General features: G+C 70.8%; 21 protein-coding genes. 9 read left to right on the top strand and 12 right to left on the bottom strand.

The window, feature by feature from the left end; all coding sequences use genetic code 11:
• The first annotated feature begins 18 nt into the window (after positions 1–18).
• The 4 genes from ACFYS8_RS08710 to ACFYS8_RS08695 are packed head-to-tail and all read left to right on the top strand — an operon-like array spanning position 19 to position 4092.
• Positions 19–945, top strand: a complete 927-nt coding sequence (locus tag ACFYS8_RS08710; protein ID WP_387637714.1) for an ABC transporter permease — start codon at positions 19–21, stop codon at positions 943–945.
• Positions 938–1951: an ABC transporter permease gene (locus ACFYS8_RS08705; protein ID WP_387637711.1), complete on the top strand. Its 1014-nt coding sequence runs from the start codon at positions 938–940 to the stop codon at positions 1949–1951. Before ACFYS8_RS08710 ends, ACFYS8_RS08705 begins: the two co-directional genes overlap by 8 nt.
• Before the next feature lie 16 nt (positions 1952–1967).
• A complete protein-coding gene (locus ACFYS8_RS08700) occupies positions 1968–3020 on the top strand; it encodes an ABC transporter ATP-binding protein (protein WP_387637708.1) in 1053 nt (350 codons plus the stop codon).
• Positions 3010–4092 (top strand): ABC transporter ATP-binding protein, encoded by a 1083-nt coding sequence (locus tag ACFYS8_RS08695; RefSeq protein WP_387637705.1) that lies wholly within the window; start codon positions 3010–3012, stop codon positions 4090–4092. Before ACFYS8_RS08700 ends, ACFYS8_RS08695 begins: the two co-directional genes overlap by 11 nt.
• 54 nt (positions 4093–4146) lie before the next feature.
• Here ACFYS8_RS08695 and ACFYS8_RS08690 read toward each other — a convergent pair whose 3' ends face one another.
• From ACFYS8_RS08690 to ACFYS8_RS08645, 10 genes are all read right to left on the bottom strand, one after another.
• Positions 4147–5211 carry an ABC transporter ATP-binding protein gene (locus ACFYS8_RS08690; protein ID WP_387637702.1) on the bottom strand — a complete coding sequence of 355 codons (1065 nt, stop codon included), beginning with the start codon at positions 5209–5211 and terminating at the stop codon, positions 4147–4149.
• A gap of 10 nt (positions 5212–5221) precedes the next feature.
• Positions 5222–6295 (bottom strand): ABC transporter ATP-binding protein, encoded by a 1074-nt coding sequence (locus ACFYS8_RS08685; RefSeq protein WP_387637700.1) that lies wholly within the window; start codon positions 6293–6295, stop codon positions 5222–5224.
• A gap of 64 nt (positions 6296–6359) precedes the next feature.
• Positions 6360–7337, bottom strand: coding sequence for an ABC transporter permease (locus ACFYS8_RS08680; protein WP_387637697.1), 978 nt, complete (start codon positions 7335–7337; stop codon positions 6360–6362).
• An 81-nt stretch (positions 7338–7418) separates the two neighbouring features.
• Positions 7419–9182 carry an ABC transporter substrate-binding protein gene (locus tag ACFYS8_RS08675; protein WP_387637694.1) on the bottom strand — a complete coding sequence of 588 codons (1764 nt, stop codon included), beginning with the start codon at positions 9180–9182 and terminating at the stop codon, positions 7419–7421.
• A gap of 89 nt (positions 9183–9271) precedes the next feature.
• Positions 9272–10309: an ABC transporter permease gene (locus ACFYS8_RS08670; RefSeq protein WP_387637692.1), complete on the bottom strand. Its 1038-nt coding sequence runs from the start codon at positions 10307–10309 to the stop codon at positions 9272–9274.
• A 484-nt stretch (positions 10310–10793) separates the two neighbouring features.
• Entirely contained in the window at positions 10794–12521 is a 1728-nt protein-coding gene (locus ACFYS8_RS08665; protein ID WP_387637690.1) for an ABC transporter family substrate-binding protein, read from the bottom strand.
• A gap of 193 nt (positions 12522–12714) precedes the next feature.
• Positions 12715–15096, bottom strand: coding sequence for a hypothetical protein (locus tag ACFYS8_RS08660; RefSeq protein ID WP_387637687.1), 2382 nt, complete (start codon positions 15094–15096; stop codon positions 12715–12717).
• A gap of 300 nt (positions 15097–15396) precedes the next feature.
• Entirely contained in the window at positions 15397–15852 is a 456-nt protein-coding gene (locus tag ACFYS8_RS08655; RefSeq protein WP_387637685.1) for a DUF6113 family protein, read from the bottom strand.
• Complete coding sequence (gene mshB / locus ACFYS8_RS08650; RefSeq protein ID WP_387637682.1) at positions 15849–16736, bottom strand: N-acetyl-1-D-myo-inositol-2-amino-2-deoxy-alpha-D-glucopyranoside deacetylase; 888 nt, start codon at positions 16734–16736, stop codon at positions 15849–15851. The genes ACFYS8_RS08655 and mshB overlap by 4 nt, the downstream gene beginning before the upstream one ends.
• A 67-nt stretch (positions 16737–16803) precedes the next feature.
• Positions 16804–16998 carry a DUF2304 domain-containing protein gene (locus tag ACFYS8_RS08645; RefSeq protein WP_380487809.1) on the bottom strand — a complete coding sequence of 65 codons (195 nt, stop codon included), beginning with the start codon at positions 16996–16998 and terminating at the stop codon, positions 16804–16806.
• A gap of 229 nt (positions 16999–17227) precedes the next feature.
• On the opposite strand from ACFYS8_RS08645, the gene ACFYS8_RS08640 reads away from it, so the two are divergent.
• From ACFYS8_RS08640 to ACFYS8_RS08620, 5 genes are all read left to right on the top strand, one after another.
• Positions 17228–19345, top strand: a complete 2118-nt coding sequence (locus tag ACFYS8_RS08640) for an alpha/beta fold hydrolase (protein ID WP_387637678.1) — start codon at positions 17228–17230, stop codon at positions 19343–19345.
• A 121-nt stretch (positions 19346–19466) separates the two neighbouring features.
• Positions 19467–20420 (top strand): ABC transporter ATP-binding protein, encoded by a 954-nt coding sequence (locus ACFYS8_RS08635; RefSeq protein WP_387637676.1) that lies wholly within the window; start codon positions 19467–19469, stop codon positions 20418–20420.
• Positions 20417–21139: an ABC transporter permease gene (locus tag ACFYS8_RS08630; protein WP_387637673.1), complete on the top strand. Its 723-nt coding sequence runs from the start codon at positions 20417–20419 to the stop codon at positions 21137–21139. The genes ACFYS8_RS08635 and ACFYS8_RS08630 overlap by 4 nt, the downstream gene beginning before the upstream one ends.
• Before the next feature lie 8 nt (positions 21140–21147).
• Positions 21148–22380, top strand: a complete 1233-nt coding sequence (locus tag ACFYS8_RS08625) for a sensor histidine kinase (protein ID WP_387637671.1) — start codon at positions 21148–21150, stop codon at positions 22378–22380.
• 67 nt (positions 22381–22447) lie between these two features.
• Positions 22448–23020 carry a response regulator gene (locus tag ACFYS8_RS08620; RefSeq protein WP_387638866.1) on the top strand — a complete coding sequence of 191 codons (573 nt, stop codon included), beginning with the start codon at positions 22448–22450 and terminating at the stop codon, positions 23018–23020.
• A 241-nt stretch (positions 23021–23261) separates the two neighbouring features.
• On the opposite strand, the gene ACFYS8_RS08615 is transcribed toward ACFYS8_RS08620, so the two are convergent.
• Both ACFYS8_RS08615 and ACFYS8_RS08610 read right to left on the bottom strand, forming a co-directional pair.
• On the bottom strand, positions 23262–24131 hold the full coding sequence (locus ACFYS8_RS08615) for a transglutaminase family protein (RefSeq protein WP_387637669.1): 870 nt from the start codon (positions 24129–24131) through the stop codon (positions 23262–23264).
• Positions 24132–24181: 50 nt separating this feature from the next.
• On the bottom strand, positions 24182–25093 hold the full coding sequence (locus tag ACFYS8_RS08610; RefSeq protein WP_387637666.1) for a GNAT family N-acetyltransferase: 912 nt from the start codon (positions 25091–25093) through the stop codon (positions 24182–24184).
• Positions 25094–25169 lie beyond the last annotated feature (76 nt).

Genomic DNA, 25169 nt, shown 5'->3' with positions numbered 1-25169 from the left:
CTCGGAGGGAGGGCTCCCATGGGTCATTACGTCCTGCGGCGCGTGCTCCAGATGATCCCGGTGTTCTTCGGGGCCACGCTGCTGATCTTCCTGATGGTGTACAGCCTGCCGGGCGACCCGATCGCGGCGATGTTCGGCGACAAGGCGGCCGACCCGGCGACCGTGGCCCACCTGAAGCACCAGTACTACCTCGACCAGCCGCTGTGGAAGCAGTACCTGCACTACATGAACAACATCTTCCACCTGGACTTCGGCACCAGTTTCACCGGCCGCCCGGTCTCCGAGATCATGAAGGACGCCTTCCCGGTCACCATCCGGCTCGCGCTGGTCGCGTTCTTCTTCGAGATCGTGATCGGCCTGCCGCTGGGCCTGATCGCCGGCCTGAAGCGGGGAAGCGTCGCGGACACCGCGGTGCTGCTGCTGACCCTGATCGTGATCTCGATCCCGGTGTTCGTGCTCGGGTACATCGCGCAGACGGTGTTCGCGATCAACCTGGGCTGGGTGACGGCGACGGTCCAGGACTCCCGGGACATCACCCAGTTGATCCTGCCCGGCCTGGTGCTGGCCTCGCTGTCGCTGGCGTACGTGGCCCGGCTGACCCGGACCTCGATCGGCGAGAACCTGCGCGCCGACTACATGCGCACAGCGGTGGCCAAGGGCCTGCCGCGGCGGACCATCGTCGGGCGGCACCTGCTGCGCAACTCGCTGATCCCGGTGGTGACGTTCCTGGGTACCGACCTGGGCGCGCTGATGGGCGGCGCGATCGTCATCGAGGGCATCTTCAACATCACCGGTGTCGGCAACGTCCTCTACCGGGCGATCAACCAGAAGGAAGGCCCGACGGTGGTCGGCATCGTCACGGTGCTGGTGATGGTGTACCTGCTCGCCAGCCTGATCGTCGACCTGCTGTACGCCGTCCTGGACCCGAGGATCCGTTATGCCTGACCGCAACGAGTCCCTCCCGGACGACCACGATCCGCTGCGGAACATCAACCCCACCGACAGCGACCACCTGGACTACGTCGGCCAGCAGGGCCTGGCGGTGGAGCGGGACTCGCTGATCGAACCGGACCCCGGCAAGCGGGAGCAGGCCCGCAGCCTGTGGGGCGACGCCTGGCGGGATCTGCGGCGGCGGCCGATCTTCCTGGTCTCGGCGGCGCTGATCGTGCTGCTGATCCTGATCGCGATCTTCCCGCAGCTGTTCACCAGCACCGATCCACGGGCCTCCGACCTGCTCCACAACTACCTGCGCCGGCCGAACTGGACGGACTTCTTCGGGGCCGGCTGGTTCGGCTACGACGGGCAGGGCCGGTCCATCTACGCCCGGGTGATCTACGGGGCGCGGGCGTCGATCACGGTCGGCATCTGCGTCACCCTGGCGGTCACCCTGCTGGGCGGCCTGACCGGGATGGTCGCCGGGTACTTCGGCGGCAGCGTCGACGCGGTGCTGTCCCGGGTCACCGACATCTTCTTCGGCATCCCGCTGCTGCTCGGCGCCCTGGTGCTGCTGAACGCGTTCGCCACCCGCAACGTGTGGTCGGTGGTGATCGCGCTGGCCTTCCTCGGCTGGACCCAACTGGCGCGCGTGATGCGCGGGTCGGTGATCACCGTCAAGCAGTCGGACTACGTGGTGGCCGGGCGGGCACTGGGCGCCGGGACGGGGCGGCTGATGTTCCGGCACATCCTGCCGAACGCGATCGCCCCGGTGATCGTGGTCGCCACCATCGCGCTGGGCGGGTACATCACGGCGGAGGCGACGCTGAGCTTCCTCGGCATCGGCCTGCAGGACCCGACCATCTCCTGGGGCGTGGACATCTCCTCCGCGCAGAAGGTGATCCGGCAGGCGCCGTTCGTGCTGTTCTTCCCGGCCGCGGCGCTCTCCATCACCGTGCTGGCCTTCATCATGCTGGGCGACGCGGTGCGCGACGCCCTCGATCCGAAGCTGCGCTGAGCGAGGGGAGAGGCACATGACCACCGCCGCCGACCAGGCCCGCCCGGCCCGCGAGGAGCCGTACACCGGCCCGCTGCTGGACGTGAAGGACCTGCACGTCGAGTTCAAGACCCGCGACGGCGTCGTCCGGGCCGTCAACGGCGTCAACTACAGCGTCAGCGCGGGTGAGACGCTCGCCGTGCTGGGCGAGTCCGGCTCCGGAAAGTCCGTCACCGCGCAGGCCGTCATGGGCATCCTCGACATGCCGCCGGCCAGTATCCCCAAGGGGGAGATCCTGTTTCGTGGCCGGGACATGCTGAAGATGTCCAAGGACGAGCGCCGGAAGATCCGCGGGCAGAAGATCGCGATGATCTTCCAGGACGCGCTGTCCTCGCTGAACCCGGTGCTCTCCGTCGGCTACCAGCTCGGCGAGATGTACCGGGCGCACCGCGGCAGCAACCGGAAGGACGCCAGGGCCAAGGCCGTCGAACTGATGGACCGGGTGCGGATCCCCGCCGCCGCGGAGCGGGTGGACGACTACCCGCACCAGTTCTCCGGCGGCATGCGGCAGCGCATCATGATCGCGATGGCGCTGGCCCTGGAGCCGGACCTGATCATCGCGGACGAGCCGACCACGGCGCTGGACGTCACCGTCCAGGCGCAGGTGATGGACCTGCTGGCCGAACTCCAGGCCGAGTACCACATGGGTCTGATCCTGATCACCCACGACCTCGGTGTGGTCGCCGACGTCGCCGACAAGATCGCCGTCATGTACGCGGGCCGGATCGTCGAGACCGCCCCCGTGCACGACCTGTACGCCAGCCCCGCGCACCCGTACACCCGCGGCCTGCTGGACTCCATTCCGCGTCTCGACCAGAAGGGCCAGGAGCTCTACGCGATCAAGGGCCTGCCGCCCAACCTGCTGCGGATCCCGGCCGGCTGCGCGTTCAACCCGCGCTGCCCGCGGGCGCAGGAGGTGTGCCGACAGGAGGTGCCGCCGCTGGCGCAGGTGACCGAGGACGACGGGACGCCGCTGGCCGGGCGGGGCAGCGCGTGCTTCTTCTGGAAGGAGACCCTCCATGACAGCTGACGGCGCCACACCGTTCGGGGCGATCACCCCCGAGGAGGTCGCGTTCGCCCAGGAGGTGCGGCGCGGCGAACCCATCCTGGAGGTGCGGAACCTGGTCAAGCACTTCCCGCTGACCCAGGGCGTCCTGCTCAAGAAGCAGATCGGCGCGGTCAAGGCCGTCGACGGCGTGTCCTTCGACCTGATGCAGGGGGAGACGCTCGGCATCGTCGGCGAGTCCGGCTGCGGCAAGTCCACGCTGGCCAAGGTGCTGATGAACCTGGAGCCCGCGTCCGGCGGGTCGGTGAAGTACAAGGGCGAGGAGATCTCGCGCCTGTCGGGCTCCGCGCTGAAGGCGGTGCGGCGCAACATCCAGATGGTGTTCCAGGACCCGTACACCTCGCTGAACCCGCGAATGACGGTCGGCGACATCATCGGGGAGCCGTTCGAGATCCACCCCGAGGTGGCTCCGAAGGGCGACCGCCGCAAGGCCGTTCAGGATCTGCTGGACGTGGTCGGTCTCAACCCGGAGTACATCAACCGGTACCCGCACCAGTTCTCCGGCGGCCAGCGTCAGCGCATCGGCATCGCCCGCGGTCTGGCGCTGAAGCCGGAGATCATCATCTGCGACGAGCCGGTCTCGGCACTGGACGTGTCGGTGCAGGCGCAGGTGATCAACCTGCTGGAACAGCTCCAGAGTGAGTTCGAGCTGTCCTACATGTTCATCGCGCACGACCTGTCGATCGTCCGGCACATCTCCGACCGCGTCGGCGTGATGTACCTCGGGCGGATGGTGGAGATCGGCACCGACCTGGAGATCTACGACCACGCCACCCACCCGTACACCCAGGCGCTGCTGTCCGCCGTCCCGGTGCCCGATCCGACCGCGCGGGAGTCCCGGGACCGGATCGTGCTGATCGGGGACGTGCCCTCGCCGGCCAACCCGCCGTCCGGGTGCCGGTTCCGCACCCGGTGCTGGAAGGCCCAGGAGCGGTGCGAGCGGGAGGACCCGGCGCTGACCGTCCGGGAGTGGCTGGAGGGCCGGGCCCGGCACGACTCGGCCTGCCACTTCGCCGCCGAACGCGAGAACACCTGACACGAAGAGGGCCCCCACCGAGCGGTGGGGGCCCTCTTCGGGCGTGACGCGGGATCAGGCGCGCTGCTCCGGAACGGCGGCCGTCGAGCCGTCCTCCGGGAAGTGGCACGCGGTCAGGTGACCTGCGACGTTGCCGGACAGCTGGATCAGCGGCGGCTCCTCCACGGAGCACTTCTCCTGCGCCTTCCAGCAGCGGGTGCGGAAGCGGCAGCCCGACGGCGGGTTGAGCGGCGACGGGACGTCACCGGTCAGCCGGATCCGCTCGCGGTTGTCGTCCGGGTCGGCCTCGGGCACGGCGGACAGCAGCGCGTGGGTGTACGGGTGGCGGGGCGACTCGTACAGCGACTTGCGGTCGGCGATCTCGACGATCTTGCCGAGGTACATGACCGCGACGCGCTGCGAGAAGTGGCGCACCACCGACAGGTCGTGGGCGATGAACAGGAAGGCGATGCCCAGCTCGCGCTGCAGCTCCTGGAGCAGGTTGACGACCTGCGCCTGGATGGAGACGTCCAGCGCCGAGACCGGCTCGTCCGCGACGATCAGCTTCGGGTTCAGCGACAGCGCGCGGGCCACGCCGATGCGCTGGCGCTGGCCGCCGGAGAACTCGTGCGGGAAGCGGTTGTAGTGCTCCGGGTTGAGACCGACGGTCTCCAGCAGCTCCTGCACCCGGCGCTGGATGCCGCCCTTCGGGTTGATCCCGTTGATCTCCATCGGGGCGCCGATGATCGTGCCGACGGTGTGCCGCGGGTTCAGCGAGGAGTACGGGTCCTGGAAGATCATCTGGATCTCGGACCGGATCGGCGCCAGCTCCTTGCGGGAGGCGTGCGTGATGTCCTGGCCGTTGTAGCGGATCTCGCCGCCGGTCGGCTCCAGCAGGCGGGTCACCAGCCGGCCGAGGGTCGACTTGCCGCAGCCGGACTCGCCGACCAGGCCGACCGACTCGCTGCCGTAGACCTCCAGGTCCACGCCGTCCACCGCGTGCACCGCGCCGACCTGGCGCTTGAACAGGAAGCCGTCCATCACCGGGAAGTGCTTCTGCACGCCCTTGATGGTCAGCAGCGGGTCACCGGAACCGGTGGCGGCGCCGCCCGGCTTTTCGAGGGTCAGTTCGTTGCTCATGATGTCCCTCTCAGCCGAGCCGCGGCTTGATCTGGTCGATGAAGATGTCCTGCCGCTTCGCCGCGCTCAGGTGGCAGGCAGCGGCGTGCCCGGTGGCCGGGGCGAGCGGCGGGCGCTCCGAGGTGCAGCCGCCGCCGATGACCTGCTCGACGAAGTCGCAGCGCGGGTTGAACGGGCAGCCGGTCGGCAGGTTGATCAGGCTCGGCGGGGTGCCGCGGACCGGACGCAGCGGCAGGTCCACGTCGCCGGTCAGGCTCGGCATCGAGGACAGCAGGCCCCAGGTGTAGGGGTGCTGCGGGGCCTTCAGGACCTCGCGGACGGTGCCGCGCTCCACGGCCCGGCCCGCGTACATCACCATGATGTTCTGCGCGGTGCGCGCCACCACGCCCAGGTCGTGGGTGATCAGGATGATCGCGGTGCCCATCTCCTGCTGAAGGTCCTTCAGCAGGTCGAGGATCTGGGCCTGGACGGTGACGTCCAGCGCGGTGGTCGGCTCGTCGGCGATCACCAGCTTGGGGTCGCAGACCAGCGACATGGCGATCATCGCGCGCTGGCGCATACCGCCGGAGAACTGGTGCGGGTAGTCGTCGACCCGGGTGGTGGGCTGCGGGATGCCGACCCGGGTCAGCATCTCGATGGCCCGGTCCCGGGACTCCTTCTTGGAGGCACCGGTGTGCTTGCGGAACGTCTCGCCGATCTGCTTGCCGATGGTGTGGTACGGCGACAGCGCGGTCAGCGGGTCCTGGAAGATCATCGACATGGTCTTGCCGCGGAGCTTCTCCAGCTCGCGGTTGGACGCGCCGACCAGCTCCTGGCCGTCCAGCTTGATCGAGCCGGTGATGTCGGTCCGGTCCGGGTTGTGCAGGCCCAGCACGGCCAGGTTGGTCACCGACTTGCCGGAGCCGGACTCACCGACGATGCCGAGCGTGCTGCCCGGGGACACGTCGAAGGAGAGGTTGTCCACGGCCCGGACCACGCCGTCCTCGGTGCTGAAACGGACCGAGAGGTCGCGGACTGAGAGGAACGGCTTGTCGCCGCCGCTGCCGGCGGACGAGGCCTCCTCGGGCTTGGCCTGGGTGGTCATGGACTGGGCTCCTCGGTGCGGTACGTGAGGTCGGGACTGCTGGGTCGGCCTGGGGTGCGGCCGGTCAGGCCAGGCGGATGCGCGGGTCGATCAGGGCGTAGGCGGCGTCGACGATGATGTTGAAGAACACGATCAGCGTGGCGGCCACCACGGTGACGCCGACCAGCAGCGAGAGGTCGGAGTCGTTGAAGGAGTGGATCGCCAGCTCACCCAGGCCGTGCAGGCTGAAGGTGGTCTCGGTGATGATCGCGCCGCCGAGCAGGACGCCGAGGTCGATGCCGAAGACGGTGACGATGGTGCCCATCGCGCCGCGCCAGGCGTAGCGCATGAAGACCGAGGTACCGGACATGCCCTTGGCGCGCGCCGTCCGCACGAAGTCCTCGGACAGCTGCTCGACCATCGAGGAGCGGGTCATACGGGTGTAGTTGGCCGTCCAGATCAGCGACAGGACGATCCACGGGACCAGCAGGCCGGTGAACCAGCCGACCGGGTCCTGGGTGATCGGCACGTAGGTGGGCTGGTCCAGCAGGTCGGTGCTGTAGACCAGGGCGACCAGCGCGAGCGGACCGGCCACGTAGATCTGCATCGAGGAGACGATCAGCGAGGCGGCACTGGCGATCTTGTCGGCCGGCTTGCCCTGCTTGTGGGCGGCCAGCATGCCGGTGCCGATGCCGAAGATCAGGAAGATCACGGCGGAGCCGGCGGTCAGCGACAGGGTGGTCGGGAAGCGGTCCGCCAGGATGCTGCCGACCAGTTCCTTCTTGTCGAAGGAGTAGCCGAAGCACGGGGCGGAGCAGGCCACGTTGTTGTAGGTGCCACCGGTGAAGATGGCGCTCAGCCAGTTCCAGTACTGGACCGGCAGGGACTTGTCGAAGCCCATGTCGTGCCTGATCAGGGCGAGGTTCTCGGGCGTGCAGATCTTGCCGCAGTAGAGCCGCGCCGGGTCCGCCGGGATCGCGAAGAACAGCGCATAGGTGACCATCGAGACGATCACCAGAATGACGAGAGCGCCGAGTGATCGGCGGACGAGGAATCGGAGCATCGGACGGGCTCTCCTGATCGGGGAGGGGCACCGGCAGGTCGTGCCGGTGCCCCACCGTGAGCTACTGCTCGGTGATGACTACTACTTGACGTAGATGTTGAGCGGCGACTGCAGGCCGGCCAGGGTGTCGAACTTGACGCCGCCGAGGCCCGAGCCGTACAGGCTCAGCGAACGCTGGTACACGTCCGGGATCGAGTACGCCTTGTCCTGCAGCTTCTTGTCGATCGCGGCCCACGCCTTGCCCTGGGCGATCGGGTCGGCGATCTTGACCGCCGCGTCCATGGCGGCGTTGATCTCCGGGTCGTTCACGTGGGCGTAGTTCTGACCACCGTCGGCGATCATGCGGCCGTCCCACACCGGCTGCAGCGAGGTGTAACCGGTCGGCCAGTCGGCGCCCCATCCACCCCAGTACAGGTCGAACTCGTTGTTGACCTGCTGGATCGCGTCGTAGTAGGTCTTCGAGTCCAGCGGGTGCGGCACGAACTTGAAGCCGGCGGCCTCGAGGTTGGTGCGGATGGCCTCGGTGACCTTCTGCTGGATCGGGGTGTTGTTGTAGGCGTAGACGATGGTCTGGCCCTGGGCGTTCGCCTCGGTCAGCAGCTTCTTGGCCGCCTCGATGTCGCCCTGCGGCTTCTTCTTGATGTCGAACGGGTCGTACGACTCGAAGCCGAGGACGGTCGGGCTCATGTACGAGGTGGCGTAGTCACCGTAGGAGGTGCCGCCCTGCAGCTGGCGGGTCTGCTGGTGCGGGAACGCCTTGACCAGCGCCTCGCGGACCTTCTGGTCCTTGATGCGGCTGTTGTTGATGTAGTAGTAGTCCACGTACGGGGTCAGACCCTCGAGCGTGCGGGACTTCAGCTTCTCGTCGCCCTTGACCTTGTCCACGTAGGTCGGGTTGACCGTGTTGTGGAAGGTGAAGGTGTTCTTGTCGTCGCCGTTGTCCGCCATGAAGCGCTCGGTGGACTGCTGGGTCTGGACACCGAAGGTCATGTGCCACTTGTCCGGGTACGCGTTCCGGATCGGGTCGGTGGCGCCGTCCCAGTTCGGGTTGCGCTCCAGGTCCAGCGAGCGGTCGGTGACGTGCTCGGTGATCTGGTACGGGCCCGAGGAGAACGGCTTCTTGTCGTACTCCTCCTTGGTGTCGTGGGCCTTCGGCACGGCACCGTAGCCGGTCATGGCCAGGGTGAAGTTGGCGTCCGGGTGGACGTCCTGGAACGCGATGATGACGGTCTTGTCATCCGGGGTGGTGATCGCGTCGAGTTCCTTGCCGTCGTACGGACCGGTGTAGGCGGCGCGGTAGTTGTCACCCGAGATCCACTGCTGGATGTAGGTCGGGCCACCCTTGATGAACGAGGCGTAGGTGCGCTCGATCGAGTACTTGATGTCGGCCGAGGTGATCGGCGCACCGTCCTGCCACTTCACGCCGTCCTTCAGCGTGAACTTCCAGGTCTTGCCACCGTCGGTGGTGGTGCCGGTGTCGGTGGCCAGGTCGCCGACCAGCTTCTGCGAGCCGTCCGCGGCGGTCTTGTAGCCCGTCAGCTGACGGGTGAACAGCAGCGAGGCCTCGGCGTTGTAGTTCATGTAGACCATGGCCGGGTCCAGGTGCGAGAAGTCGTCGCGGTCGATCATGTTGACCGTGCCGCCCTTCTTCGCGCCGGGCTCGGGGATGGCCGGACCCTTCGAGTCCTCGGCGGTGCCGACGGAGATCGTGGTGGCGGCAACCGGGTCCTTCGAGCCGCTCGCCTTCGGGTCGTTGTTGGAGTGGCCACTGGAGCACGCCGTGGTGACGGTCAGGGCCCCGGCGACCATGATGGCTGCAGCGAGCCGCGACTTGCGAGAACTCATCTTCATCCTGCCTGGGGTAGGTGTAGTGACTATGTGCAGTGGGGTGCCCGGGGCTGGCTTTCCCATCCCCCCGGAGTCTTGAGGACCTGCTAGCGGTTGGCCTTCGGGTCGAAGGCGTCCCGGACGGAGTCGCCGAGCAGGTTGAAGGCGAGAACGAAGATCACCATGGCAAGGCCCGGGAAGAGCAGGAAGGTGACGTCGGTCCGCAGGTAGTTCGCCGCGTCGGCGATCATCCGGCCCCAGTCGGGGACCGGCTCGCTGACGCCCACACCGAGGTAGGACAGGCCGGCTTCGGCGGTGACGAACGCCGGGAGCGCGAGGGTGGCCTGAACCAGGATCGGGGTCCACAGGTTGGGCAGGATCTCCTTGAAGATGATCCGCATCGGAGAGGCACCGGTGACCTTGGCGGCCTCGATGAACTCCCGCTCGCGCAGCGCCAGCGCGGTACCGCGCAGGATGCGGGCCAGGCCCATCCAGCCGAGCAGCGACAGCACGATGGTCACCGCGACGAACGGCAGCCACTCCGGGACCTTCTCGTTCTTGCTCACCAGCAGGCTGGTGACCACCGGCATGGTGGCGATCAGGAAGATCTGCGACGGGAACGACATGAGCACGTCGATGACGCGGCCGATGAAGAAGTCGGCCTTTCCGCCCAGGTAGCCGGCCGCGATGCCGAGCGCGACACCGATCACGGTGGTCAGGATCGAGGTGGCGAAGGCGATGATCAGCGAGGTACGGATGCCGTAGACCAGCTGCATCATGATGTCCCGGCCGAGGCCCGGCTCCAGGCCGAACCAGAAGTCACCGCTCATGCCGCCGTTGGGGGCCACCGGAAGACCGGAGTCGGTCAGCAGGGTCGGGTCGTCCTGGCCGTAGTGGGTCTGCGCGTCGTTGCCGTAGATCATCGAGATGAGCGGCGCGAAGATCGCCACCAGGATGAAGAACAGCACCACGCAGGCGCTCACTACGCCGGTGCGGTCACGGAGGAAGCGGCGCCACATCAGCTTCCCGGGAGAGAGGCCGCGGAAGCCGGGTTCGGCGGGCGCGTCGGCCGAGGCGTTGTCCGCGAGGTCCGACGTGGACCCGGGGGTGTCCCCGTCCGTCGTGGCCCCAGTAGGCGTCGTCATGGTGCTAAAGCTCCCGACCGTGGTCCGTGCAGAAGCAAGGAGTAAGAACTTGGATGAATGGACTCTTGCAAGTCGTTTATCGAACGTCAAGAGTTCCTCAGTTGTCAGGGGCCCATTTCCTGCTTCGTGCTGGAATGTCAACCACTTTGTAGTTCCTGAACTCTTGACAGCCTCCGATCGAGACGGTCAAAACCGGACAAACGTGATCAAGGCTCGTTCACGTGTCCGTAACGATGAACTGTCAGGTCCGCTATCTGGACAGCGAGTTCAGCGGGCCGATCTTGCGACGCGCGTAGACCCCGTGTCCGTTTTGGTGTTATTCGGTGGAATTGGGCTCGGCAATTGAGTGTCCGATAATCGGACACCTGCGTTTTCGGGCATGCCGGAGCGAATTCATGGGTAGGGGTCACCCAATTCGGGCGGCAGGCCCGGCGTCGACCGCCTGGCAATTTCTCGCCATTGGCGGGACTTCGCCGCGCGGGCGTTACTTCAGCAGCCCGATGTTCTCGTAGACGAGGTCGCCGAGCCCGGCCGCGCCGAGGTTGGCGAGGTTCTTCCGGACGCCGTAAATGGCCGGGCGCTGGTACAGCGGAACCATGCCGGCCACCTCCCACGCCTCGGCGTCGGCCCGGTTGAGCGCCGTCGTCCGGTCGTCCACGCTGTCGGCCTTGGCGGCGTCCGCCATGGCCCGGTCGAGCGCCTTGGTGCCCACCTGGGACCAGTTGGAGCCGGAGTCCTGCTGGAAGGTGCTGATCGAGTTGGAGACCGGGAAGGGGGTGCCCATCAGCGCGAACGCGGTCAGGTCGAAGTCGTGCTTGTACACGTAGCCGTCGAAGAACTCACCGGCCGGCACGGTCTGCACCGTCACCTTCACCCCGACCTGTCCCAGCATCCGGGTGACCAGCGCGCTCTCGTTGGCGGCCAGGTTGTTGTCGGCCGGCGCCACGAACCGCAGCGTCAGCTCCTTGCCGTCCTTCGTGCGGACGCCCGAGGGCCCGAGCTTCCAGCCCAGCGAGTCCAGGGACGCCTTCGCGGCGTCGGGGTCGAAGCGGCTCAGGCCGCTCGAGTTGTCCTGGTAGCCGTGCTGGGACGGCACCAGGAAGTGGTTGTTCATCGGCACGTACGGCCAGTCCAGGCCGGCCAGGTCGGTGCGGGTGATCTCCGCCCGGTCGATCGCCCGGACCAGCGCCTGCCGGAGCTTCGGGTCGGCCAGCAGCGGGCTGCGGCCGTTCAGCACCAGGTGCCGCAGGTTCGGACCGCCGGCCCGGCGGGCCTCCCCGCCAGGGGTGGACCCGATGATCCGGTAGCCCTCGGCGTTGGGCCCGTTGTTGTAGTAGTCGACCGTGCCGGCGGCGAACGCCTGCGGCATCTTCCCGGTGTCGATCGCCTTGAAGACGATCCGGTCCAGCAGCGGCTTGTCGCCCCACCAGTCCGGGTCGGCGACCACCGTGACGGTGCGCGCCTCCGGGTCCATCTTCTCCACCTTGAACGGACCGGCGGTGACCGGGAAGCGTCCCTTGAAGGAGGTGTTGAACAGCTCTGGCGTGGCGATGTACTTCGCGGGCAGCAGCGGGGCGTTGCCGGCGTTGTTGAACATCGCCTGCCACTCCGAGTACGGCTCCCGGAAGGTCATCACGGCCTGGTGGTCGTCCTGGCCGCGGACCACGCTCTCCACCTGGTCGAAGCCGTTGCTGAAGGCGGTCCGGTACGCCGGGTCCTGGCCGTTCAGCGCCTGCCAGTCGGCCTGCAGGTCGCGCCAGGTGATCGGGGTGCCGTCGGACCAGTGGGCCTTCGGGTTGAGCGTCCACACCACGGTCTGCTTGCCCTGCCGCAGTTCGCTCGTGGCGTCGGTCAGGTAGGCCGGGTTGGGGGTCTGCATGCCGCCCGCGTCGGAGCGCCAGAAGGTCGGCAGCAGCGCCTTGGCCACGTCGTTGGTGGAGACCTCGGGGCCGTCCGCCTGGATCGGGTTCCACTGGCCGGAGTACTGGTCGATCGCCCAGTTCAGGGTGCCGCCCTGACGCAGTGCCGTGCGCGGCTTCGCGTTCAGCGCCTGCTGCGTCATCCGGGGGGCGTCGCCGCCCGTCGGAACCCTGGATCCGCCGTCGTCCGACCCGCTCTTCGAAGCGCAGGAGCACAGCGCGAAGGACAGTACCGCCACCGAGGCGGTCAGGGCGAGGGCGCGGCGGCTTCGCGGGGCGGAGGGTCTCGGCACGCGGCACATCTTGCGTATCGGTACGACAAGTTGTCGACCAGCGGTCGATCAAGTCTTGATAACGCGGCGCGGCCACCCCGCCCGCCGCCCGTTTCGTCCCGTTCTGGGACGCCACTGGCGAGGATCCGCCAGCATGCCGAAGGCCGGGGCTCCGACGGTGGAGCCCCGGCCCGGCGCGGGTGTTGACGGCGGGTCAGCCGGCGAACTTGTACGCCCGGTCCCGGCCCGTCTTGGCGATGGTCTGGCCGACCGCGTCCGCCACGTCCTGCGCGGTGATCGCCGAGGACTGGCCGGCCTTGGTGATCTTCACCTTGTCGAAGGTGGTGCCGAGGGCCTTGGTCAGTTCGTCCAGGTCCCACTTCAGGACGACGTTGCCGGAGGCGTCCGGCACCAGCGTCAGCGCCTTCGCCGCGGTGCTCTTGCCGAAGTTGAACTGCTTGGTGCCCGCGGAGATGGTGATCTGGCCGTTCAGCACCTGCTTGCCGATGCTGTCCGCGGCGGCCTGCAGGGCGTCCTGACCGACCTTCGGCTTGGCGTCGGTCAGCGGCAGCGCCACCTCGGCGTCCGGCTTGCCGGCCGCCCGGTCCCGGTAGGACTGCTCGACCTTGTCGGCGGCCGACGAGGAGTCCAGGCCCTGTCCGGCCTTGCCCGGCACCACGACGGCGGCGCCCGCGCCCGCCTCGGTGAACTTGACGTAGCCCTCCTGCAGGCCCTGCCCGGACTTCGAGGCCAGGTCGTCCAGCGCCGCCTTCAGCTTCGCCTTGTCCACCCGCACCTGCGGCTCGACCGCCTTGCTGCTGCCGGTCAGCGAGGAAAGCACCTCGACCGGGTTGTAGCTGTGCTTGGTCAGCCCGTCCACGGTCGCCGTGGTGTCGAAGCTCAGACCGGCACTGGCCGGGTCCAGGGTCACCGACTGCTCACCGATCTTCAGCCGCAGCGGCTGCTGCCCGGCCTTGCCGACCGAACCGTCCAGCGCCGTCACCGCCTGGTCGCGGGAGTCGCCGCCGATGTCGGTGCCCAGCACCGTGATGCCCTTGGGAATGTCGGACTGATTCATCATCAGGCCCGCGCCGTACGCCGCCGCGCCCAGGAACACCAGGCCGGCGACGCCCGTCACCATGAGCTTCTTGGCCTTGCCGCCACCGGACTTCTTGGCGGCCGGCTTCTTCGGGGCGGGCTTCTCGGCCTCCTCCGGCTCCACCGGCGGCTGGTCGTTCGACAGGTCGCGCCTGGGCGTCGCCGCCCGCGGCCCGCCGGGGAACGGCTGCGCCTCGGGCAGGTCGGCGAACCGGCCGCCGCCGTTGCCGCCGTTGCCGCCGCCGTTGCCGTTGCCGTTCGCCGGACGGGGCCGGTCGGCGGCGAAGGGGTCGGCCGCGGCCGGACCGGACGGCGTCTTCGGGGCGTTCAGGAACAGCTGGGTGGTCGGCGGGTCAGCGGCTATCGCACCGCCCCGGGGCGACTCCTCGCCGGTGATCGGGTCGAAGCCGCCGATCTGGGTGTCCTCCGGCTCCGCGCCCGGGCCCTGGGCGGCGGCCGGCTCGGCCGCGAACGGGTCCTGGCCACCGGGGAACGGGGCCGGGGCGCCCTGGCCGCCCGGCACGCCACCGCGCTGCGGCCGGGCCGCGCCCGGGGCCTCGGCGGCGAACGGGTCCTGGGGGCCCGCGAAGGGCTCGCCCTGCGGCTCCTGGGCGGCGTACGGCTCCTGGGCGGCGTACGGCTCCTGGGCACCGGCGTACGGCTCCTGAGCGGCGTACGGCTCCTGGGCACCGGCGTACGGGTCCTGGGCGGCGGCGAACGGCTCGCCCTGCGGCGCCTGCTGCTGCCGGCGCTGCGGCGTGGCGGCCCGCGGACGGCCCGCGAAGGGGTCCTGAGCGGCCATTGGCTGCTGCTGGTGGTGCTGCTCGGGCTGCTGCTCGGCCGCGTACGGGTCCTGAGCGGCCATCGGCCGCTGCTGCCCGGGCACCGGCGCCTGCTGCTGCGACGGCTCGGCGGCGGGGGCGAACGGCGAGGCCGGGGCGCCGGACGGGCGCGGCGCGGCCTGCGGGCCGCCGGCCGGGCCGCCCGCCACCGGGGCCGCGGGGGCGGCCGGCGCGGGAGCCGGGGCGGGCTCCTGACGGCTCTTCTGCCGGGGCTTGAACCACTCGCCGGTGGACTCCGACTCGGAGGCCTTGGGCGCGGCGGGCTCCTGCCACTCCGGCGGCAGCTTCGGCGGGGTGGCCGTGCCGCGGCCGGCGCCGGCGTCCATCACGCCGAGCACCGGGTCGCCGCCGGCCCCGCCGCGGTGGCGCGGGCCGGCCGGCTCGGCGGGCTTCTCGTCCTTGACCTTGCTCTGCACCACGACCGGCGGGATCGGCCGGGAGCCGGGGATGTTGATCCGGATCCGGGTGGTCAGCGTGGTCTCCGTCTTCGGCCCGTCGGCCTCGTCGGCGCGGGCGCCGGGAGCGGTCCGTGCGGCGGCGGGGTCCGGAAGTCCACCGGGCAGGCCGGTGCCGTACGGCGGGGTGCCCGACGGGTACGCGTCGGGGCCGCCGCGGCGGGGCTGCGGGTGGGCGTTGTCAGATTCGCGGCTGCTCAATGCTGCTCTGCTCCGGATTCGCGGCCGGGCCGACTGGGCCGTCCGCTGCGTATGGGGCGGGTTGGGCCGCCGTACGGCGGCGCGTGCGGCGTGCGGCGGGCCGAACGGCCCCGGGGACATCGGCTGTTCACATGTCGGCTGCGGCAACGCCCCGTCACGCGAGTGGTGCCGAAGGTACCGCCCGGCCCGGTTCGGGCCAAACGGAGGGGGTGGCCCGCCGAAGCACCACCATACCGACTGCGCATACGACCCGTCGGACGGCCGGGGGATGCCGATGGTCCGGATCCCCCCGGTACGGCGCTACTTGCCGCCGTCCTTGACGGCCTGTCGGGGCTGCGGCGCCGGTACGCCGAACAGGAACCCGGAGCGGGTCGGCAGGGTCGCGCACACCACGCCGAGCACCGAGCCGCCGAACAGGTAGGCGTACGCGGTCGCCGTCGCGGAGAGCACCAGGTCGCCCTCCGGGCGGGGCGCCAGCAGCACCGCCAGCACCACGAACCAGCCCGCCAGCGGGGCGCCCGCGCCGAGTTTGGTGCCGGTCGCCCGCAGCCCGCCGTAGAACAGTCCGGCGCAGGCCAGCAGGGCCAGCAGCACGCCCAGCGGCGCCCACAGAGCCTGCACGAAAGCTCCGCACACCGAGACCGCCGCGCCCAGCAGGAACAGCACCGCGTAGGCGGCGATCCGGACGCCGCGCGGCGGCATCCGCTCGCCCAGGCGGTCGTCGCGGCTGCCGAAGAAGGGGTGGAGGAGCTTCACCGGGCCACCCCGGCGAACAGGTCGCTCTCCGGGCCGCCGGGGCCGAGCGCGCCGCGGACCAGCTGGTAGTACTCGGTGGCCAGCAGCGGCTGGCCCAGGTCGTTGCTGAGCGCGAAGTGCTGCCCGTCCACCACGATCTGGGTGGCGTGCGCCCGCATCGCGGCGGCCTTCGCACCGGCGTGCGCCGCGTTGTCGAGCGCGGTGGTGATCAGCAGGTCGTCGACCACGCCGGGGATCTGGTCGACCGGTGCGACGCCCTTGAACGGGGCCTCGTCGGCGGTCCGGCGCAGCCCGGCCTCGATCACCGAGCGGGGCATCCGGTTGTAGTAGACCTTGGCGATCCGCCAGGGCTCGCCCAGCTCCGGGCGGAACGCCGGGTCGGCGGCCAGATCGTAGCCGCGCAGCGCGACCCGGTGGGCCTGGATGTGGTCGGGGTGGCCGTAGCCGCCGTTCTCGTCGTACGTCACCAGCACCTGTGGGCGGGTCTCGCGGATCACCGCGACCAGGTGGCCGGCGGCCTCGTCCACGTCGGCCTGCCAGAAGCAGGACGGGTCCTCGTTGTCCGCGACGCCCATCATCCCGGAGTCCCGGTAGCGGCCCGCGCCGCCCAGGAAACGGTGGTCGGTGACTCCCAACTCCTGCATGGCGGCGGCCAGTTCGACGATCCGGTGGGCGCCCAGGGTGTTGTCCCGGTCCTGCGCCAGGTGGGCCAGCTCCGGCGGGATCACCTCACCGCCCTCGCCCAGGGTGCAGGTCACCAGGGTGACCCGGACGCCCTCGGCGGCGTAACGCGCCATGGTGGAGCCGTTGTTGATCGACTCGTCGTCGGGGTGGGCGTGCACCAGCAGCAGCCCGCGCGCGTCGGCCGGGGGTACGGAGGTCATGTCCGGCAGCTTACGGCCTGCCCGGAGGGGACTCCCCGGACAGGCCGTGGCGGCACGCGGGCGGCGGTCAGAGCTTCAAGCTGTTGATCATTCCGGCCAGGTTGGCCGTCACCTCCTGGATCGACGGTGCGATCGAACTGGAGGCCAGGTAGAAGCCGAGCAGTGCGCACACCAGCGCATGGCCCAGTTTCAGGCCCGAACGCCGGACCAGGAGCCAGACCACGAAGAGCATCAGGACGGCGGCGGAGACGGACAAAGCCATGACGGCTCACACCCTTCCTCGGGTGCGCCGCCCCGGGGAGGGGCAGCGGGCGGAACGATGGTCAACTGATACCGGATCGGTGACCTCCGGGTGACGTTCCGTGAGCCCGTCCGGGGTGTCGTGGCGGCCTCGTCCGGGTACAGCGCCGCCGGTCAGGGGCGGTCCGAACGGCCGTACGCCGCGGGTGCGGCGGGCTGCTCCGAAGGAGTGAGGCCCTAGGGTCTGCGGCATGACCACCGAGAAGCCGCACGACACCTTCCCCCGGCAGTACGCGCGCACCAACCGGTTCACCACCGGCGCGCCCCGGTCGTTCAGCGTCACCCCGGACGGCGCGCGGGTGCTGTTCCTGCGCTCCCGGGGCGCCGGGGCGCCCGCCAACCTGCTGTGGAGCCTGGACGTCGCGACCGGCGCCGAGACCGTGCTCGCCGACCCGGCGGTGCTGCTCGGCGGCGGCGCCGAGGAGCTGTCCGCCGCCGAGCGGGCCCGTCGCGAACGCAGCCGGGAGACCTCCGCCGGCATCGTCGGCTACACCCTGGACTCCGCCGGGCGCACCGCGGTCTTCGCCCTCTCCGGGCGGCTGTTCGCGGTCGCGGTGGAGACCGGCGAGTACCGCGAACTACCGGCCGCCGCACCGCTGTTGGACCCGCGCCCGAGTCCGGACGGCAACCACGTCGCGTACGCCACCCCCGGCGGCGAGCTACGGGTGACGGCCCTCGACGGCAGCGGCGACCGGCTGCTCGCCGGGCCCGAGGGCGAGGGCATCAGCTGGGGGCAGGCCGAGTTCATCGCCCAGGAGGAGATGGGCCGCGACCGCGGCCACTGGTGGGCCCCCGACGGCAGCGCGCTGCTCGCCGCCCGGGTCGACGACACGCCGGTGCGCCGCTGGTGGATCGCCGACCCCGCCAACCCCGGGCGCCCGCCGGTCGAGATCGCCTACCCGGCCGCCGGCACCCCCAATGCCGAGGTCGGACTCTGGCTGCTCGGCCTGGACGGCACCCGCACCGAGATCCGCTGGGACCGTGCCGCCCACCCCTACCTGGCCCGCGTGCACTGGTCGGCCGGCGGCCCGCCGCTGCTCCAGGTGCAGGCCCGTGACCAGCGCGAACAGCTGGTGCTCGAGGTAGACCCGGCCACCGGCGACACCACCGTGCTGCTCACCGAGCGGGACGAGGACTGGCTGGAGCTGTTCGGCGGCGTCCCGGTACGGCGCGCCGACGGGCAGCTGGTGCGGATCGCCGACCACGGCGACGCCCGGGTCCTGATGGTCGGCGAACAGGCCGTCACCGACGCCGAGTTGCACGTCCGCTCGGTGCTCGGCCTGGACGGCGAGCAGGTGCTGTTCTCGGCCTCTTGCGGCGCCGCCGAGTTCGAGCGCCGCCCGCCCGGCTGGCTCGGCGTCTTCACGTACGGCCCGGACGGCGTGCGGGAGCTCGGCGAGGGCGCGCTCGGCGCGGTGCGCGGGGGCGGTACCACCGTGCTCACCACCGCCGACCCGCGCCGGCCCGGCACCACCGTCACCGTGCTGCGGGACGGCGCCGAACCGCTGGTGATCGCCTCGCACGCGGACACCCCGCTGCTGACCGCCCGCCCGGTGTTCCGGTTCGCCGGCGAGCGGCGGATCCCCTGCGCGGTGCTGCTGCCCACCGGCTACGACCCGGACGTGGACGGCGACCTGCCGGTGCTGATGGACCCGTACGGCGGCCCGCACGGGCAGCGCGTGGTGCAGGCGCACAACCCGCACCTGACCTCGCAGTGGTTCGCCGACCAGGGCTTCGCGGTGATCGTCGCCGACGGGCGCGGCACCCCCGGGCACAGCCCCGCCTGGGAGAAGTCCATCAACCGGCGCACCGCCGAGATCACCGTCGCCGACCAGGTCGACGCGCTGCACGCGCTCGCCGAGGAGTTCCCGCTCGACCTCGGCCGGGTCGCCATCCGCGGCTGGTCCTACGGCGGCTACCTGGCCGCCGCCGCCGTGCTCCGCGAGCCCGACGTGTTCCACGCCGCGGTGGCCGGCGCGCCCGTCACCGAGCACGACCTGTACGACACCCACTACACCGAGCGCTACTACGGCGACCCCGCGGTGGAACCGGAGGCGTACGAGGCCAACTCGGTGGTGGCGCTGGCTCCTTCGCTGCGCCGGCCGCTGATGATCGTGCACGGCCTGGCCGACGACAACGTGGTGGTCGCGCACAGCCTGCGGCTGTCCACCGCGCTGCTCGCCGCCGGCCGCCCGCACACCGTGCTGCCGCTCTCCGGGGTCACCCACATGACGCCGCAGGAGGAGGTCGCGGAGAACCTGCTGCTGCTCCAGGTCCGGTTCCTGAAGGACGCCCTGGGCATGGCGTAACCGGTGCACCCGTGACATCCGTCATGCGGACGTCACGACGGTGCACACTGCCGACGGCACCCCCGTTCCGAGGAGTCTTGAGGAGTCGCAGAGAGACGGCTCCGAAGGGACTGAGAGACAGATGGGTACGGGAACGGGGGAGGTCGCGGCCTTCCGGAACGTCAGCAAGAGCTACGGCCGGGTGAAGGCGGTGAACGGACTCGACCTGGTCCTGCGACCGGGCGAGACGGTCGCCCTGCTCGGCCCGAACGGCGCGGGCAAGTCCAGCAGCCTCGACCTGCTGCTGGGCCTGCGCGAACCCGACAGCGGCACCGTCGAACTGTTCGGCGGCACCCCGCGCGAGGCGATCACCGGCGGCCTGGTCGGCGCGATGCTGCAGAGCGGCGGCCTGATGAGCGACGTCAAGGTCCGCGAACTGGTCACCCTCGCCTGCAAGGTGCACCCCAAGGGGCACAAGCCGGGGGAGGTGCTGAAGACCGCCGGGATCGCCGACCTCGCCGACCGCCGGGTCGACAAGCTCTCCGGCGGCCAGGAACAGCGCGTCCGGTTCGCCCTCGCGGTGGCCGGCGCCAACGACCTGATCGTGCTGGACGAACCCACCACCGGCATGGACGTCTCGGTCCGCCAGCAGTTCTGGGCCACCATGCGCGCCCAGGCCGACGCCGGCCGCACCGTCCTGTTCGCCACCCACTACCTGGAAGAGGCGGACTTCATCGCCGACCGGGTCCTCGTCCTGCACAAGGGCCGGCTGATCGCCGACGGCACCTCCGCCGAGATCAAGGCCAAGGCCGGCGCCCGCCGGATCGGCTTCGAACTGCACCCCTCCGACGGCGGCCCGCTCGACGAGGCCGTGCTGCGCGCCCTGCCCGGCACCGTCGGACTGGACGTCAGCACCCGCACCGACGGTGTGCACACCGTCCGGATCCGCTCCACCGACGCCGACGCGGGCGTCGCCGCGCTCTACAAGGCCGGCCTGTACCCGCGCGGGCTGGAAGTCACCAGCCTCGGCCTGGAACAGGCCTTCCTGACCATCACCGGAGAGCAGGACAAGGACGACGAGGAGAGCGCGCGATGACCACCCTGATCCAGCTGGAGATCCTGCGCACCCTGCGCAACAAGAAGTACCTGATGCTCATCGTCCTCTACCCGGCCCTGCTGTACGTGTTCTTCATCAGCGCCTACGGCAGCGGCGGCACGGTGGCCGGCGGAGTCTCCGTCAAGTCGTACTTCATGGTCTCGATGGCCACCTTCGGCGCGGTCGGCGCCGTCCTCACCGGCTCCGCGCAGCGGATCTCACTGGAACGCAAGGCCGGCTGGACCCGCCAACTCCGGCTCACCGCACTGCCCGGCCGGGCCTACACCATCGGCAAGATCGCCGCCTGCGCCGTCACCACGCTGCCCGCCATCGCCGTGGTCTTCGCGGTCGGCGCGATCGAAGGCGTCGACCTCACCGCCACCCAGTGGCTCGGCCTGGCCGCCGTCCTGTGGCTCGGCAGCTTCGTGTTCGCCGCGCTCGGCGTCGCCCTCGGGTACGCCGCCCAGCCGGACGCCGTCCAGCCCGTCGTGATGATCGCCTACATGCTGATGGCACTGCTCGGCGGCACCTGGTTCCCGGTCAGCGACTCGCTGAAGACCTTCGCCCGGTTCAACCCCGTCTACGACTACAACCAGCTGGCCTCGTTCATCCACGGCCAGGGCGTCGCGGGCTCCGCGATCGCCGCCCTGGCCGGCTTCCTGGTGCTGTTCACGGCCGTCGCGGCCTACCTGTACCGCAAGGACTCCCGGCAGGCATGATGGCCCGCATGCAGACCACCGGCCCGGCCCGCCGCCCCGACAGCCTCGGGGAGGACGGGCCGACCGGCCGGTGGACCACGTACCCGGGCGCGCCCGTCGAAACCCGCCGGCAACTGCTGGTCAAACTGACCTGGACCGCCGTCTGGGCGTTCTACCTGCTGTACCCCGTCCAGGACCTGGCGACCGGCCGGCACACCACCGCCGCCACCGCGGCCGGAGCGGCGCTGCTGGTGGTCTTCCTGGCCGCCTACATGTCGCTGGTGGTGATCCGCCACACCCACCGGATCGCCCGATCCCGGCAGTACGTGCCGTTCGCGCTGATCCTCGGCATCGCCATCGGCACCTCGATCGGCCTCGGCGACGCCTGGCTGACCCTGTTCACCTACACCTCGGTCTGCGCCGCCATCGTCCTGCCCGGCCGCACCGCCCTCGGCGGCATCGCCGCCGTCACCGCCGTCTTCGCGGTGATCGGCCTCAGCACCGGCGCCGACCACCGGACCCTGATCGAGATCGGACTGCCCTGCCTGCTGGCCGGCGTCGCCATGTACGGCATGCAGCGCCTCGTCACCACCATGCGCGAACTGCGCGAGGCCCGCACCGCCGTCGCCCACCTCGCCGCCTCCGAGGAACGGCTGCGCCTCGCCCGCGACCTGCACGACCTGCTCGGACACTCGCTCTCGCTGATCGCCATCAAGAGCGAACTCGCCGGCCGCTTCATGGACGCCGAGAAAGCCGCCGAGGCCCGCGCCCAGGTCGGAGACATCGAAAAGGTCGCCCGGCAGTCGCTCACCGACGTCCGCGAAGCCGTCAGCGGCTTCCGCCGCCCCACCCTGGCCGTCGAACTCGCCGCCGCCCGCACCGCCCTGACCGCCAGCCGGATCGAACTCGACGCCGACCCCCGCCTGACCGACGAACGCCCCGGCCTCGGCCCCGAGGAGACCGGCGCCCTCGCCTGGGCCCTGCGCGAAGCCGTCACCAACGTGGTCCGGCACGGCGTCGGCGCCACCCGCTGCTCCGTCCACCTCGACGAGACCTGGGAGGACGACGGCCGCCACGCCGTCCTGGAAGTCGTCGACAACGGCCCCGGCCCCGGCAAGTCCCACCCCGGCAACGGCCTCTCCGGCCTCCGCGAACGCCTCGAACAGGTCGGCGGCCACCTCGACGCCGGCCCCGCCAACCGCGGCAAGGGCTTCCGGCTGCGCGCCCTCGTCCCCCTGCGACCCGGCCCCAGCGGGGAATAGGCTGCGCCCCGTGACGGACCGAACCGGCGACCAGCAAGTACGCGTACTCCTGGCGGAAGACCAGAGCATGGTGCGGGAGGCCCTCGCCGCACTCCTCTCCCTGGAGGACGACCTCGACGTCGTCGCCCAGGTCGCCCGCGGCGACGAGGTCGCGGCCGCAGTGACGGAACACCGGATCGACGTCGCGGTCCTCGACATCGAGATGCCCGGCATGACCGGCATCGACGCCTGCGCCGAGATCCGCCGCGTTCACCCCCGCACCAAGGTCGTCATCGCCACCACCTTCGGCCGCCCCGGCTACCTCCGCCGCGCCATGGAATCCGGCGCCGACGCGTTCCTGGTCAAGGACGCGCCGGCCGCGGAACTCGCCGAAGCGATCCGGCGCGTCCTGCGCGGCGAGAAGGTCATCGACCCCACCCTGGCCGCCGCCGCACTCGCGGAAGGCGCGAACCCCCTCACGGGACGCGAACGCGACGTGCTGGCCGCGGCGGCGGACGGCTCCGTCAACGCGGACACCGCGGCCCGGCTGCACCTCTCCGAGGGGACGGTGCGGAACTACCTGTCGATGGCGATCCAGAAGACCTCGGCGCGCAACCGCGCGGAGGCGGTACGGGTCGCCCGCGAAAAGGGCTGGCTGTAACAGGATGAGGTGAACCACCAGGGGCGCGGGGAGACTTGCGCGAGCAGGCGGGTGCGAAAACAGGGGCGCTGGGGGTACCCCCAGGCGAAGCCGAGGGGGCGGAACTGCGCGACCAGCGCAGACCACGTCCCCAAGGTCGCGATCAAGTGCAGGTCATTGTCCTGCGTCGCGATCTTGCGGACGGGGTGCCTCCCGCCTCGCGCAGTTCCCCGCGCCCCCGGTTTCGCACCCTCTCGCGCCCTCAGTTCAGCCGGTGCCGCGCCGATTTGGCCTCGTCGCGGACGCGTCTCGCGCTGTCCGGGTCGAACGCGTCCAGGATCTCCGCGTACGAGTCCATCTCCGCGGCCCCGCCCAGGAAATCGCCGGTCTTGACCAGCAACTCGGCGCGCTCCAGCCGGAGTTGTGCGGGGTGGCGGGGGAGGAGCAGGGCGAGTTCCGCGGCCCAGAGCTGGGTGCGGGCGTGTTCGGGGCGTTCGGCGGCCCAGTGGCGGATGTTGCCGAGGACGCGCAGGACGGTGTCGAGCGGCTGGGCGGGGGTGAGCAGTTCGGGGGTGTAGGGGTGGCCGGACGCGGCGACCAGGCGTTCGACGTCGGGGATGTCGAGCAGGCGGCCGCCGTGGAAGGGGTCGGCGAGGACGTAGTCGTCGCTCCCGTCGGGCCCGCCGACCGCGACGATGAAGTGGCCGGGCAGGGCGATGCCGTGAACGGTCAGGCCGGCCCGGGCGGCGACCGCCGACCAGACCAGGGAGAGCATGATCGGCAGCCCGCGGCGGCGACGGAGCACCTCGGGGAGGAGGGAGGACTCCAGCCGCCGGTAATCGGACTGGCGGCCGTGGAAGCGTTCCCGGCCGCCGAGCACCGCCGCGAGGAGCGCGGCGGTCTCCTCGGGGCCGCGCGGGCGGCGTTCGGCGACGGCCTCGCGGATGGCGGCGGCGTGCCGGTCCAGGGCGGTCTGGCAGGCGCTCAGGACGGCGTCGAGGTCGGGCGGTTCGGCGCTGTCGCCGGGGTCGCCGAGGGTGTGCTCGGCGGCGGCGAGCAGGCACAGCAGCACCGGGTCGGGGTTGTCGGCCCGGGCCTCGGCTCGGAAGCGGGTTCTGCTCTGCTCGGTCACTGCGGCCTTCGGTTCAGCAGCGGTTCGTGGCTCGGTTCAGGTGGTGCACGCTACCGCTGGGGAAGGCGCGCGTAATGGTAAGTGTGACTGGTCGTGAAGCCCCGGTGGTCGTAGAGCGCCTGAGCGCCGTGGTTGTCGGCCTCGACCTGCAGGTAGGCGCCGGTGGCGCCCTCTTCGGCGGCACGCGCGGCGAGTACCGCCATCACGGTGGTGGCCAGGCCGCTGCGGCGGGCGGCCGGGACGACCTCGATCGCGGAGAACCCGGCCCAGTCGCCGTCCACCGCCATCCGGCCGATCGCGAGCGGGGTGCCGTCGGGGCCGGGCACGTGGGCGAACCAGACCGACGGCCCGCCGTGCAGGACGGCGCCGGCGGCGGCCTCCAGGGCGGGGTCGTCGCCCACCCGGCGGTACAGCGAGAGCCAGTCGCGGTCGGCCGTGCGGGACAGCCGGACCTGCCGCCAGCTGTCAGGTGCGGCCGCCCTGGTCAGTCCGCCGAGCCGGGCCTCGCGGACCGTGGTCGGGGCCAACCGGTCGCCCAGCCCGTCGAGTTCGGGCGGCGAGGCGCCGTCCACCACCTCGACGAGTGCGGGCAGGCCGCGGGCCGCGTACCAGTCGCGGACCAGGTCCAGCGCCTCGTCCAGCGGCAGGCCGGGGTCGCCGATCGCCTGCACCGAGTTGGCGCGCTTGGTGAAACCGGCGGAGGCGCGCAGCACCCAGTCGCCGAGCGGCTGCTGTTCGACGGCGGGCCAGCCGCGTGCCGCGGCCCGCTGGAGTTCGGCCGGAGTGATGCCGGGCATCGGGACGTTCCGGGCGGGGAACGGCGGCACCGGCTTGCCCGCGACCAGCAGATCTGCGGCGAAACGCGCCGACACGCCGTGCCGGGACTCGATCGTCAACCCGCCGCCGTCCCAGGAAGTGAGCACGCCGATCACATCGCGGAACACCGGCCGTCCGTCCGCCACGCCGTCAGCACGCCGCGCCGAGACGCGTCTTCCCACGTCAGACGGGTCTATCCGGACCTCCGGACGGGCCTCCAGC

The organism is Kitasatospora sp. NPDC004615, assembly GCF_042873545.1.
Lineage (GTDB): Bacteria > Actinomycetota > Actinomycetes > Streptomycetales > Streptomycetaceae > Kitasatospora.
The sequence above is the reverse complement of the archived record's forward strand: the minus strand, read 5'-3'. Positions and strand labels throughout refer to the sequence as shown.

Coding starts and splice junctions, on each gene's coding strand:
- ACFYS8_RS08710 (WP_387637714.1), top strand. CDS start 19: ATGGGTCATTACGTCCTGCGGCGCGTGCTCCAGATGATCCCGGTGTTC.
- ACFYS8_RS08705 (WP_387637711.1), top strand. CDS start 938: ATGCCTGACCGCAACGAGTCCCTCCCGGACGACCACGATCCGCTGCGG.
- ACFYS8_RS08700 (WP_387637708.1), top strand. CDS start 1,968: ATGACCACCGCCGCCGACCAGGCCCGCCCGGCCCGCGAGGAGCCGTAC.
- ACFYS8_RS08695 (WP_387637705.1), top strand. CDS start 3,010: ATGACAGCTGACGGCGCCACACCGTTCGGGGCGATCACCCCCGAGGAG.
- ACFYS8_RS08690 (WP_387637702.1), bottom strand. CDS start 5,211: ATGAGCAACGAACTGACCCTCGAAAAGCCGGGCGGCGCCGCCACCGGT.
- ACFYS8_RS08685 (WP_387637700.1), bottom strand. CDS start 6,295: ATGACCACCCAGGCCAAGCCCGAGGAGGCCTCGTCCGCCGGCAGCGGC.
- ACFYS8_RS08680 (WP_387637697.1), bottom strand. CDS start 7,337: ATGCTCCGATTCCTCGTCCGCCGATCACTCGGCGCTCTCGTCATTCTG.
- ACFYS8_RS08675 (WP_387637694.1), bottom strand. CDS start 9,182: ATGAGTTCTCGCAAGTCGCGGCTCGCTGCAGCCATCATGGTCGCCGGG.
- ACFYS8_RS08670 (WP_387637692.1), bottom strand. CDS start 10,309: ATGACGACGCCTACTGGGGCCACGACGGACGGGGACACCCCCGGGTCC.
- mshB (WP_387637682.1), bottom strand. CDS start 16,736: ATGACCTCCGTACCCCCGGCCGACGCGCGCGGGCTGCTGCTGGTGCAC.
- ACFYS8_RS08645 (WP_380487809.1), bottom strand. CDS start 16,998: ATGGCTTTGTCCGTCTCCGCCGCCGTCCTGATGCTCTTCGTGGTCTGG.
- ACFYS8_RS08640 (WP_387637678.1), top strand. CDS start 17,228: ATGACCACCGAGAAGCCGCACGACACCTTCCCCCGGCAGTACGCGCGC.
- ACFYS8_RS08635 (WP_387637676.1), top strand. CDS start 19,467: ATGGGTACGGGAACGGGGGAGGTCGCGGCCTTCCGGAACGTCAGCAAG.
- ACFYS8_RS08630 (WP_387637673.1), top strand. CDS start 20,417: ATGACCACCCTGATCCAGCTGGAGATCCTGCGCACCCTGCGCAACAAG.
- ACFYS8_RS08625 (WP_387637671.1), top strand. CDS start 21,148: ATGCAGACCACCGGCCCGGCCCGCCGCCCCGACAGCCTCGGGGAGGAC.
- ACFYS8_RS08620 (WP_387638866.1), top strand. CDS start 22,448: ATGGTGCGGGAGGCCCTCGCCGCACTCCTCTCCCTGGAGGACGACCTC.